Below are 12,743 nucleotides of genomic sequence, written 5' to 3'. Positions count from 1 at the left end.
CACTGGTGGCGGGCGTGCATCTCCGTCAACGAGCTATCTGCGTCTCACAGCGACCGGACGGCCTCACACCGAAAAATCGGACCGCGGCAGCGCCGGGAAGAACTAGAACGCGTCGTCGTCGTCCGACTCGGTCGTCTCGTTGGTTCCGAACGTCGTCGAACTGTTGTTCGCCGTTCCGGTCTCGTTTCCGCCGGCCGACGACCCGAACGAGGTGCCGTTCTCAGTCGAGTTCCCGCCGAACGTGGAGTTGTTCTCGGTCGTCGTTCCGCCGAACGTCGACCCGCCGTTCGCGGCCCGTTCGAGTTGTTCCCTCGTCGCTTCGGGGTCGACCGTCGGTGCCGTCACCCCGCCGTCGGAGGCGACTCGGGGGACGGTCGTGATGTCGAGTTCGGCCGCGCTGTCGGCGGACAGCTGGACGCTCTGGGCGTACGCGCGCGACCGAATCGCCCGCCGAATCTGGTCGATGCCGTTCGCGTCCGCCGCCTCGGCGAATCGGACGAGATTCTCGGTCGTCGCCCAGTCGCGACGCTCCTGCGGCTGGTTCGCGAAGACGTAGGAGAAGTACGTCCAGAACGACTCGGGGTCGATGTTCCAGACCGCGAGCCCGGCTTCGCTCGCCCGGGGCGCGTCCGGCCCGAGGTACGGCTCGCCGTCCATGTACGCCACGTTCCGGAACTCGATGGAGAGGTCGCCGGTCGCGACGAAGTCCTCGACCAACCCGCCGAACTGCCGTCGCACGAACTCCTGGGTGTACGGGCACTTCCAGCTCCCGTAAACGGTCACCGTCGTGTCGGCCGTTCCGATGGTCGGATACCGCGCGTCGGTCTGCAACGACGGGAGCGCGCCCGTCTGGAGCTCGAACGACGGGTCGGACACCGTCTTCGGACGCATCTCGACGGACGCGTTCGCGTCGGTCTCGTTGCCCGCGGCCGTCCGCGTCTCGGGCTGCGCGGTCGTCGTCTGCTGTTCCGGCTGCCCCGTCGGCGTGTCCGCCCCGCCGGTGTTCGCCTCCTTGGCGAAGCTCGCACAACCGCTCAGCGAGGCGATGGCCGCGACGCCGGATAGTTTGAGAATACTCCGTCTGTCTGTCTCTCGGTCAACCATACTCCACACCTGGGCGTGAACGGCATTATTATCGGCCGTGTAAGGCGTTTCGGCGCGCGCTCTGCGGCCTGTTCGGTGCCTAATTCGTCGTTCGACCCGCCGATGCCACGTTTCCGAGAAACCGCACGACAGCGACGCGCTTGCTTCGGTTGTGGAGTCGCCGCCGTCCCTTAGCGCGTCTATAGTAATGGCCGCTTCTCCGTATCGTGGTTTCACGGACAGCCCAAGCCGCTGACCCCACAAACCATGACACATCAGAAACAACACCGGGGGGAGTCGAACACCTCCGCCCCGTCCGCCCTGAACCGACCACAGCCAACGACGACCGGGACCGCGCGTGTCTCGCAGTCCTCGGAGGGACGCTAACATGTGCGGAATCATCGCTCACGTCGGTGAGAAGCGGGCTATCAGCCCGCTCGTGACCGGACTCGAGAAACTGGAGTACCGCGGCTACGACTCCGCCGGTATCGCGGTGAAAAACGGCTCGGGACTCGACGTGTGGAAGTGCTCGGGGCAAGTTTCCGACCTCAAGGACACCATCGACGGGGTCGAATCGAGCGCGACCCTCGGTATCGGCCACACGCGATGGAGCACCCACGGGCCGCCGACCGACGAGAACGCGCACCCGCATACGAACCAGACGAATCAGGTCGCCGCGGTCCACAACGGCATCATCGAGAACTACGCGACGCTCAAAGAGTCCCTCGAAGCGGAGGGATTCGAGTTCACGAGCGACACCGACACCGAGGTCATTCCGAACCTCGTCAGCCACTACCTCGACCGCGGAAACGAGCCGCTGGCGGCGTTCGAGCGCGCGGTCGACGCGCTCGAAGGGAGCTACGCCATCGCGGTCGTCGTCGACGGCAACGACTCCATCTACGCCGCCCGCCAGGGGTCGCCGCTCGTCCTCGGCGTCGACGAGAACAGCTACTATCTCGCCAGCGACGTGCCCGCCTTCCTCGACCACACGCGAAACGTCGTCTACCTCGAAGACGGCGACACCGTCGAGGTCCGCGCCGACGGCGTCGACATCACCGACGAGGACGACGAGACGGTGCGGCGCGAAGTCGAGACGGTCGACTGGAACCCCGACGAGACCGGAAAGGGGCAGTTCGACCACTTCATGCTCAAGGAGATTCACACGCAACCGACCTCGCTCCAGAAGACGCTCGAAGGGCGTCTCGACCCGGAGGCGGGCGATATCGACCTCGACATCGAGACCGACCTCTCGGACGTCGACTCCGTCCAACTCGTCGGTTGTGGCACGTCGTACCACGCCGCGCTGTTCGGTGCGAGCCTCCTGAACCGCTGTGACGTTCCGGCGCGCGCGATTCGCGCGAGCGAGTACGACCTGACGACGGGGTCGCTGACGGACAACACGCTGTTCATCGCGGTCACCCAGAGCGGCGAGACGGCGGACACGCTCAGCGCGCTTCGGCAGGTCAACGAGGAGGGCGTCGAGACGCTCGCGGTGACGAACGTCGTGCAGTCGACCGCCGCCCGCGAGGCCGACGAACCGGTTTACATCCGCGCCGGCCCCGAAATCGGCGTGGCCGCCACGAAGACGTTCTCGTCGCAGGCGGCGGTCCTCACGCTTCTCAGCCAGCACCTCTCCGATATCGTCGACTCCGGCGTTCCCGCCGACAACCTCGACCGGCTCGTCTCCGATATGGCCGAACTCCCCGACGCCGTCGAACAGGTGCTCCAGACGAGCGACGCCAAGCGGCTCGCGCGCGAGTACCTCGACATGAACGCGTACTTCTTCATCGGCCGCGGGCTCGGCTGTTCGGTGGCCAAGGAGGGCGCGCTCAAGTTCAAGGAGATCACCTACGAGCACGCGGAGGGGTTCGCGTCCGGCGAGCTCAAACACGGCCCGCTGGCGCTCGTCACCGACCGAACGCCCATCTTCGCGGTCTGTACTGACGGCAGCGGCAAGACGGTGACAAACGCCGAGGAGGCGAAGACCCGCGGTGCGCCCATCGTCGCTCTCGGTCCGTCGGACCATCAGATAATGGACACCGCGGACGAACAGCTCTACGTTCCCGACAGGCATCCCGTCTGTGCGAACCTCCTCGCGAACGTCCAGCTGCAGCTCCTGTCGTACTACTGCGCGACCGAGTTGGACCGCGAGATAGACAAGCCGCGAAACCTCGCGAAGAGTGTCACGGTCGAATAACCTCACTGAGACCAGCCACCCACAATGAACAAAGAACTGTTTGGCGTCCTCGACGACGACGGGGCCTTCGACGACCTCGCGTCTCGGTCGAGCTTCGACTGGGTCGCCGACGGCGAGCGCGCGACCGTCGCTATCCGCGACCCCGCACTCGGGTTCCCGGGACGCTCATCGACGTATCGAGACGAGCGAGGGAGCTGTATCGTCTGGGGCGAGGCGTTCTCCCCCGACGACGTTTCGACCCCGACCGCGGAGTACGCCTTCGAACGGTACGCCGCGGTCGGAGCCGACGCGTTCGGTGAACTCAACGGGTCGTTCCTCGTGTTCGTCGAACTCGACGGCGACGCGGTAGTCGCCTCAGACCCCGCCCGCACGTGGCAGTGTTTCTACACCGACACGCCCGACGGGCGGGTGTTCGGCACGAACCCACAGCGCGTCCTCTCGGCGGCAACCGGGCTGGAAGTCGACACCCGCGGCCTCCTCGAATACATCCATATGGGGGTCGTCGTCGACGAGCGGACGGTCTACAGCCGACTCAGTTGTATCCCGTTCGACGGCTACTTCACCGCCGACGAGTCGGGGACGCTCTCCCGGTTCGTCTACGACCCCGCCGACCCAGACGAGTTCGACTACGTCGACGAGCTCGCGGCGCGCCTCGAACGGGCGATAGCCCGCCGGTCGAACTTCCCCGGCAAACAGGGCGTGCTCCTGAGCGGCGGCTACGACTCGCGGGCAATCGTCGCCCAGCACCCCGACATCGACGTCTGTTACACGCTCGGCGCGGCCGACCACCCCGAAGTCGAAGTCGCCCGGAACATCGCGAACCAGTACGGTGCCGACCACGAGACGCTCGTCCCCGACGACGACTACATCAACGTCGACGAGGACGTCATCGAGTACTCGCTCGGCACGCGCGAGTCGGTCCACGTCCACCACGCGGGCTGCGACGAAACGATGGACGCCGACACCGTCTTTCACGGACTGCTCTTCGACACGTTCCTCCGCGGACATTTCCTCCCACAGAACGTCGTCGAAGTGTTCGGTAATCGGTTCCCGTTGCAGGGTCTGGACCCCGACCCGGACCCCGCCGAGGTGCTGTCGTCGAAGTTCGGCTACCACCCGGCGTGCGACCACGTCTTCCCCGAGTGTTACGACGAGTTCGACACGAGCATGGAGTTCATCGACGACGTCGTCGACGAGCAACTCGACAAGTGGTCGGACCGATACGACAACGTCTACGACAGTATCGAACTCATCGGAATCCAAAACCAGCCGTCGGTCCCGTTCCACTTCGAGCTATCGGACAACTACATCGAGTCGTTCGTCGCCGCCGACGCCGAACTCATCGACTGGCACCTGAAGACCCCGCCCGAAAAGCGCAACACGAACACGATGATGGCGGCGATGCGGAAACTCAACCCGGATATCTTCCGCCACCGGCCGCCGGACAGACCGCACAACTCGTTCAGGAAGAACCAAATCGAGAAGTTCGTCCGCCGGAAAGTCCCCGGTATCGAGCCGTTCAGTTCGCCGTGGCCCGACATGGAGGCGCAGTACGACCGGAACGAACTCGACCGCAAACTGTTCCCCGGCTACCCGAGCATCCACGAGCTTCCGGTCAGGGTCAAGCTCCGAATCAACGACATCACCACGTGGATGAACGCCGCGGACGACGACAGCGTCCTCACCCCCAACGACGTGCTGTGTCCGCCGGTGCGGATGCTCACCGACTCCTGAACTCCGCAGCTCTTCTTCCCGTCAGTCCGTCTCGACGACGCGCCCGCCGGCCCCGCAGTCGCCCCATCCAGACATCGACACCTGCGGGTGTTGGTGTCGGTGCCGGTGCCGGCATCGACAGCGCGTGACCTACGGGAGTAAACGAGCGGAAAAAGAGCGACCCGTCGCGTTATCGGTCGGTCGACACGGTCTCGCCGGGCATGGTACGAGCGCCTTCGGAGAGTTTCACCCCGGCGTTGAGCGCCGTGTTGATGCCGGTCTTCGCGTCGTCGCCGACGACCGCGCCGAACTTTCGGCGGCCGGTCGAGACACGTTCGCCTTTGACCGTCACGGAGACGGCCTCGCCGTCGTGGCGGAGGTTGGCGACGTTCGTCCCCGCGCCGAGGTTGACGCGGCGGCCGACGACGCTGTCGCCGACGTACGAGAGGTGGCCGACGCTCGTCTCCGCGAGGAGGACGCTGTTTTTGATTTCGACCGCGTGGCCGACGTGGACGTCGGGTCCGACGAACGTGCACCCGCGAACGTACGCGTTCGGTCCGACCGTCGCGCCCGCCGAGATGTAGGCGGGCCCCTCGACGACGGAGCCGTCTCTGACGGTCGCCCCCTCCTCGACGACCACGTCGCCTTGGACCGTGGCGTCGTCGCTCACGTCGCCGTCGACGCGGCGGTCGAACGTTCCGAGCTTCCACTCGTTGGCTTCGAGGAGCTCCCACGGGCGTCCAACGTCCATCCAGCGGTCGAGCGTCACCGGCGAGACGTTGAACCGGTCGATGACCCGGTCGAGAACGTCGGTGAGTTCGCGCTCGCCGCGCTCGCTCAGCGGGACGTCGAGCATGTCGCGGGCCTCGGCGGGAAACACGTACGCGCCGGCGTTGACGAGGTCGTTCTGCGGGGCGTCGGGTTTCTCGACGATTTCCGCCACCGCACCGTCGCTGACGTTCAACACGCCGTAGTTGGAGGGGTTCGGGACGCGGACCGACGCGATGCTCGGTGCCGCGTCGAACAGGGCGTCGATTCCGGCGGGGTCGTAGAGGTTGTCGCCGTAGAGGACGGCGAACGCGCCGTCGATGTGCTCCTTGGCTGCGCGAACCGCGTCTGCGGTCCCCTGCTGTTCGTCCTGTTCGACGTACGAGACCGGGACGCCGCGGTAGGACGAGCCGAAGTGCTCGCGCACCGTCTCTTGGCCGTAGCCGACGACCATGACGAGTTCGTCGGCACCGGCTTCGACCGCCGCCGCGGCGGTGTGGCCGACGATTGGCCGTCCGGCCACGGTCAGCATCGGTTTCGGAACCTCGTTCGACAGCGGGCGCATTCGCGTGCCGCGTCCGGCCGCCAGTAGAATCGCTTGCATACCCCGCCGTAGTCGAACGACGGGCGTTATTATACGCGAGATAAGCGGTCGTTGTCGGCGGTTTTCGGCGAGTTCGTCGCGTTAGGCGCGTCGTAGTGGTTCAGCCGTAGCCGGTCACCCGTGGTAGACGCCGTGTTGCCAGAGCAGGTCGCGGGCGACGGCGACTTCCCACGTCACGGCGTCTTCGAGGGTCGTCCCCTTGCGGGTCGTCTCGACGATGTAGCCGGGGAGGTGCAGGTCGCCGTACACCTTGTGGATGAAGAGCGGACGAGAGCCGTCGAGGGAGTTCCCGCAGTCGAAGTCGTAGTACGACGGGTACTCCGAGGGGTCGATGTACTGCTCGTTGACGTAGTCGCACGCGCTTGCGGCGTTCATCGGGGTCGCGCGAGTCGGGAAGACCGCCTGGCCGACTTTTCCGTCGTGCTTGTAGATGCCGCTGGAGCTGTGAAGGTCGACGACGACGTCGGGGTCGTGCGAGACGAGTTCGTCCCAGAGCGCCCGCGCGAGCCGGGACGTGGGTTCCGCTCCGGTGGGGAACTGCCGGTTTAGGTCGCCGTCTTCAGTGTATCTGGCCCCGATACTGATTGCGGGCGCGTTCGCGTAGGGGACGACGACGAGCTTGCCGCCGGTCGGGCGGAGATGCCTGAGTTGGTCCGCCGCGCGGTAGCCCTGCGGCTCCTCGCCGTGGATACCGCCGACGACGAACGCCGTCGGGCCGGGCCTTCCGGAGTCGATGACGTGGACGGGCGTCTCGTAGTTCGTTCCCGGAAGGAGCGAGTGGGTGCGTACCGACCCCGCGTTGACCCGGTCGAGACGGGTCCGAACCCAGCCGAGGATGTCGCCGTAGTTTCCGTCCTTGTGGTCTCGAAGCAGGCGAACTCGCGGCACGCCCGAGATGCCGTAGCGGCCGGCCTCGTCGGTCGCCGAGCGGACGAGGCTGTCGTAGCGGTCTTCGTAGGCGCGGTTGGCGATTTTCGTGATGTTTCGGACACCCGCGAGGTCCATGTAGGATTCCAACCGAGCGTGGGTGTACGTCTTGGTCGTGAAGTTCCAGAACATGAACTCGAAGAACCGCCAGAAGTTCTCCGGTTCGACGTCCCAGACGCCGTGGGCGGCGCGGGCGGCGCGGGCTTCGCCCTCGTCGTCGCCGACGAGGTAGGTGTCGATGGCGTCGGGCTTGTACGAGAGGAGTCGGACTTCGAGGTTGAGGTCGCCCGTCAGGACGTACTCGCGGACGACGTCTTCGAGGTTGTGCTGAACGAAGTACTGCGAGGAGCCCGACAGGAAGTTCACGTAGACGACGAGCGTCGGGTTCGAATCGTCGGTGCCCATCGTCGGGTAGAGTCGGTCACTGAGGTACGGTGCGGTTCCGACGACGCCCGGCGAGAACCCCGCTGCGGCGTTCCGAGTTCCGACAGTTCCGAGCAGCGCGAGTCCGCCGGCGGCGGTGAGGAAGGTGCGACGAGTAAATTCCGCGTTCATTTGTATCCGATTTACTGAACGTCATAAAACGGAGAAACACCGTGCCTTCACATATCCAGTCTTTTTATATCCATGCGGACAACTACCGCACTGAATTCGGCTGATTTGTGGGCGTGTCACCCATTCGCTGGCCACCCAATTTCGATACTCCAATTCTACGCGGGAGCGAAGTTGCCTCTCCGGTCGCGTCACTCGGTGGTGAACCTGAGCGTGTAACCGAAGTAGCGTTCGTCGTACCGGAGGAACCGACGTTCGAGGTCCGGGTCGACCCCCCGGTTCAGGTACGGACGGGGCCGATTCGAGACTCGACGAGCGCCAGCGCCTCGTCGAACAGCCGGTCGGTCGCCGCTTCCGTCCGACCTTCGGCGGTGACTCGCACGAGCGGTTGCGTTCCGCTCGCCCGGACGAGGAACCACCCGTCGTCGGTCTCGACGCGGAGCCCGTCGCGGTCGTCGATGTCGTCGTACTCCTCGCGCACCGCCGCTTCGACGCGTTCGAGGACGCCCGCTTTGTCGCTCGTCTCGACGCTCTCGCGGCGAAGCGGGTAGGCGTCGATATCGTCCACGAGGTCGGCCAACGGGCCGCGCCGCGAGACGAACTCGACGAGTTTGCACGCCGCGAGCGGGCCGTCGGGACAGGGCGTCTCGTCGGCCCAAATCCACGCCCCGGAGGGCTCGCCGCCGAAGACGACGCCCGGCTCGGCGCACCGCTCGGCGACGAACACGTCGCCCACGCGCGTCCGGACCACGTCCGCACCGACGGTCGCGACCGCGTCGTCGACGGCGAGGCTCGTGTTCACCGGAACGGCGATTCGGTCGCCTTCTGACGCGGCCTCGCGCCCGAACAGGGCGAGGAGCGCGTCGCCGTCGACGAAGTTCCCGTCGCCGTCGACGGCCATCATCCGGTCTGCGTCCCCGTCGTGGGCGATACCGAGGTCCGCGTCGGTCGCGGCGACGTGGGACTTGAGCCCGCGAAGCGTCTCGTCGGTCGGTTCGCTCGGGCGGGCGGGGAATCGACCGTCGCGCTGGCCGTTGAGCGTCGACACCGTACAGCCGAGGTCCGAGAGCGCGTCCGCCGTGAGCCGCCCCGTTCCGTTGCCGATGTCGACGACGACCGAACAGGGGTTTTCGAGGTCGACGCTCGATTTGAGCGCGTCGCGGTGGCGGTTTTCGATGCTTCGGTGTCGCTCGGTTCCGACGCCGTCCCACGCGGCGAGTTCGTAGTCCTCGTCTTCGATACGGCGCTCGATGGCGGCGCGCTGGGCCGAATCGAACGCCCGGCCGGACGCGGTCCAGAGCTTCACCCCGTTGTCGGTCGGCGGGTTGTGCGAGGCGGTGATGACGGCACCGGCGTCGGCGTCGAACCACTCGACGGCGCGGGCGATAGACGGCGTCGGCAGGGTTCCGAGTCGGAGTACGTCGATTCCGCACTCCAGAAGCCCGGCGACGAGTGCGTGTTCGAGCATCGTTCCGCTTTCGCGCGCGTCGCGACCGACGACGACGCGCCCGGTGACCTCGCTACCGAGCGCCCTTCCGATACAGAGCGCCACTTCAGCCGTCACGTCTTCGCCGACGGCACCGCGAACGCCGCTCGTTCCAAACATACTCCGCACGTGGGCGGCGGGGTTCCTTACTATGGGATGAGTAAGGAACCGCTGGGTCGGGGCGTTCGCTCCCGAGAGGGCGCAGTTGGCGGGTCGGCTATCGCCCGGCGTCCGCTGGTCGGCAGTCGCGGAACGATGGCGCGTTCGTCCGGGTCCGCGTGGTTTCGCGCGTTCGAGCGGTCGGAGCGACCCCCGTTTATGATGTGTCTATTCGCGCGGTCGCCGTCGGTGCTGAGAGCGAACTCCGAGAAACGACCGTTTCACACGTTCTAGGGGTTCTTTAGAACCACAACTATCTCCGAAGTTCATGTAGGGTGCGCCCGTGGCATCCCCTATGTGCGTACACGAATTAACCGCGATTCAACGCGATTTGCTGTTCGTTGTGCGAGGAATGAGCGACTCCTCTGGACAGACCATCAAGACCGAACTCGAAAAGACGCAGGGGCGCGACCTGCTCACGGGCCGCGTGTACACGAACCTGAACGAACTCGTCGACAAAGACCTCGTCCACAAAGGGAGCAAGAACGGACGGACCAACGAGTACTCGCTGACCGACGAGGGCCGCGAAGCGGTCGAGACGCGCCGCCGCTGGGAGAAGCGGTATCTCAAGCAGACCGCGTGAACGGCGGTTTAGCGGCACGATACGCCCGTCACTCGTAGCCCGCCTTTCCACGCGAGTAAGGGCGCACAGCGCTTACTCTGTATATAATAAACCACTACTGGTCAGTACGGATGGGTGATGACAGAACGACAGTCGAGCCGCAGACGGTTCCTTCAGTTGACCGGTGCAGCGACGATTGCCGGGCTCGCGGGCTGTTCGAGCGGGTCCCCCGAATCGACGCCGTCCACGTCGACCCAGACGACCACCGCGAACGCGACGCAGACGACGACGCAAACGACGACGGCCGCGCCCGAAGACCGGATGCGAGGACCCCGCGAGGGCGACGACCTACCGCAAGACCCCAAACCTTCGGACGGCTACCCGCCTGAGTTCGACACCGTGCCGGAAGAGCGGTCCATCGACACGAGCTCCTACGATACGCTCACGCGAGAGGTGCACGACGTGACCGTCGAAGTTCCGCTCGTACCCATCGAGGACGCGTACTACTGGTACGCGCGCGGGGAGGCGCGCTTCGTCGACGCCCGCAGCGAGACCGGATACGAGGTCTCCCACGTCTTCGGCTCCGTGCTCAGCCCCGCACCGGACGGGCGGACGCTCGACCCCACGGACGACTGGAACGAGGCGGACCGCGTGGTGACCTACTGCCACTGCCCGCACCACCTGTCGTCGCTCCGGGCGGCGATGCTGCTCGCGACCGGCTTCGAGAACGTGTACGCCATCGACGAGGGATACCAGGCGTGGCTCGACCGCAACTACCCGCTTGCGGGGTCCGACACGAGCCGGGATTACACGGTTCGGACTATCGAAGGCGAGACGAGCCGCCTCGACGCCGGTGAGACGGCGTGGGCGTTCCACCCGCAGACCGACCAGGTCGAAGCGACCGAAATCGAATCCGACGGCTCGTACACGCTTGAACTGAAGTTCGTACAGGTCGACGCCCAGAGCACGATTCAGGTCGAGACGCCGAGCTATGCCATTCAGGCCCCGCTGGGCGAACTGACGAGCGGAACTGTCACGGCAGACACGGGAACGCCGGCCGAGCAGACGAAGGCCACTTCGAACTCCACGAACGGGACGACGAACGGTACTGCCACGAACGATACCGCGACGAACGACTCGTTCTCGCTGAACTGGCGAATCTGACCGGTCAGCTGCCGGGAGAACATCGAACACCGACCCCTCGCTGATTCTGTGAGCTCCGATTTCGAGTGAGAGACGAGAAGTATCCGAAAATTGTCTATATTTGTTGCGTCGTTGTCGGCAGGAGACAACGAGGATTAGCAATTTGTCGGTTATTCTCCGAGAGTAGAGGATAAACCATATAGCGCGATACAAAATTTATCATTCGCGGCTCGACCCTCTAGGCAGTCTACGACGACGTGCTCCCATGCGGCTCGAAGGGCGGCACGCGGCGAGTGAGATGCCAGAGCGCACACCCAAGACTATCCCTCTCGTCGTGGAACGAATCACTCATGCAACCGTATCTACCGACGCCTCATCTCGGAGACGCTGCCGACGAGTTGCTGTCGAGCGGTCACCTGTGGCTCCGTGAGTACGTCGCTGGTCTCCGGTTGCGGTTTCAGATGGAACCGTCGGGGCGTCTACTGTTCGGCGACCGAGACCGAGTCTTCGACGACGTGCCTCCGCCGTACGAATCCGCCGTTCGGCACGTTCGAGAGCGGTTCGACCGCGACGCGTTCCACGACGCGGTCGACGAGCCGGGAGCGTACGTCTTCTTCGGCGTGGCACCGTGCAATGTCGGTATCGACTACGACTGGGAGCGAATCCCGGCATTTCTCGGCTGGACCATCTGGAGCGGGGCCAAGGAGCGACTGCTCCCCATCGACAAAGCCGAGCAGGTGTTCGAACGCCTGGGTCTGACGCCGCTGAACACCTTCCAGAAGGAACTGAACGTTCGGGATTTCCACCCGGAGCGACTCGACATCCCCGAATCAGCGTGGTACGCCGGACCCGCCGCGGGTGTCGTCATCGAGAACCGACGCGGTGGACGCGCACTCGTCGAAGACACCGCCGTCGACGAGAGACGCGACCACGAGCCGATACGAGGCGAGCCAGCGGAACTCGCCGACGACCTCGTCACCGACGCCCGAGTCGGCCGCGCCGTCGAAGCCGTCGAAACGTCCCAATCGCCCACGACCGCCGAGGTTCACGCACGCGTGTTCGAGAGTATCGTGCGCGAGGAGTACGTTCGACTCGACAACGGCCGCGTCGACTGGGAGACGTTGCGGTCCGCAGTCGGGTCGGTCGTCGCCGAGAAACGCGGTAAGTCGGCCGATTACTGAGTTGTCAGTCTCCTCTCCGAACCCGGTCTTCTCTTAATCGTCGGGGAAAGCGGCCTCACTCACAACCTGAAGCGCTGCTCACTAGTTCGACTGACTGGCTATGAGGCCGACCTCGTGGGCCGCGCCGAGCCGAGACTCGGCGCTCAGGAGTTGCGGTCGGCAAAACCATGGCGGGAGGTAGATTTGAACGACGCGAATCTCGCTTCGCTCGATTCTCTGGTTCAAACTACCTGTTGCGATTATCACGGAAGACGGGCCGCCGCAGCGCGATGAAACGCGCTGCTTGGGGTGTAGTTTTCAGGAGAATAGCGGGAGGTAGATTTGAACTACCGATCTCCGGGTTATGAGCCCGGCGGAATCTCCTGGCT

General features: G+C 65.2%; 9 protein-coding genes. 5 read left to right on the top strand and 4 right to left on the bottom strand.

Annotated elements, in window-relative coordinates:
• Positions 1–102: 102 nt before the first annotated feature.
• Positions 103–1,104, bottom strand: coding sequence for a DsbA family protein (locus C454_RS18205; protein ID WP_004977872.1), 1,002 nt, complete (start codon positions 1,102–1,104; stop codon positions 103–105).
• 367 nt (positions 1,105–1,471) lie between these two features.
• On the opposite strand from C454_RS18205, the gene glmS reads away from it, so the two are divergent.
• Positions 1,472–3,280: a glutamine--fructose-6-phosphate transaminase (isomerizing) gene (gene glmS / locus C454_RS18200; protein ID WP_004977871.1), complete on the top strand. Its 1,809-nt coding sequence runs from the start codon at positions 1,472–1,474 to the stop codon at positions 3,278–3,280.
• A gap of 24 nt (positions 3,281–3,304) precedes the next feature.
• Entirely contained in the window at positions 3,305–5,014 is a 1,710-nt protein-coding gene (locus C454_RS18195; protein ID WP_004977870.1) for an asparagine synthase-related protein, read from the top strand.
• 169 nt (positions 5,015–5,183) lie between these two features.
• On the opposite strand, the gene glmU is transcribed toward C454_RS18195, so the two are convergent.
• The 3 genes from glmU to glmM form a co-directional block, all read right to left on the bottom strand.
• Positions 5,184–6,365, bottom strand: a complete 1,182-nt coding sequence (glmU, locus tag C454_RS18190) for a bifunctional sugar-1-phosphate nucleotidylyltransferase/acetyltransferase (RefSeq protein WP_004977869.1) — start codon at positions 6,363–6,365, stop codon at positions 5,184–5,186.
• 114 nt (positions 6,366–6,479) lie between these two features.
• Complete coding sequence (locus C454_RS18185; RefSeq protein WP_004977868.1) at positions 6,480–7,847, bottom strand: succinylglutamate desuccinylase/aspartoacylase family protein; 1,368 nt, start codon at positions 7,845–7,847, stop codon at positions 6,480–6,482.
• A gap of 277 nt (positions 7,848–8,124) precedes the next feature.
• Entirely contained in the window at positions 8,125–9,450 is a 1,326-nt protein-coding gene (gene glmM / locus C454_RS18180; protein WP_004977867.1) for a phosphoglucosamine mutase, read from the bottom strand.
• 391 nt (positions 9,451–9,841) lie between these two features.
• Between glmM and C454_RS18175 the strand changes: the two genes are divergently transcribed.
• From C454_RS18175 to C454_RS18165, 3 genes are all read left to right on the top strand, one after another.
• Positions 9,842–10,072 carry a helix-turn-helix transcriptional regulator gene (locus C454_RS18175; RefSeq protein WP_004977866.1) on the top strand — a complete coding sequence of 77 codons (231 nt, stop codon included), beginning with the start codon at positions 9,842–9,844 and terminating at the stop codon, positions 10,070–10,072.
• A gap of 117 nt (positions 10,073–10,189) precedes the next feature.
• Positions 10,190–11,215 carry a rhodanese-like domain-containing protein gene (locus C454_RS18170; protein WP_004977865.1) on the top strand — a complete coding sequence of 342 codons (1,026 nt, stop codon included), beginning with the start codon at positions 10,190–10,192 and terminating at the stop codon, positions 11,213–11,215.
• Between the two features lie 440 nt (positions 11,216–11,655).
• Positions 11,656–12,375 (top strand): hypothetical protein, encoded by a 720-nt coding sequence (locus tag C454_RS18165; protein WP_004977863.1) that lies wholly within the window; start codon positions 11,656–11,658, stop codon positions 12,373–12,375.
• The last annotated feature ends 368 nt before the right edge of the window (positions 12,376–12,743 follow it).

It is taken from the genome of Haloferax gibbonsii ATCC 33959 (assembly GCF_000336775.1).
GTDB lineage: Archaea > Halobacteriota > Halobacteria > Halobacteriales > Haloferacaceae > Haloferax > Haloferax gibbonsii.
Note: the sequence above shows the minus strand (reverse complement) of the source record. Positions and strands in the feature narration are given on the sequence as shown.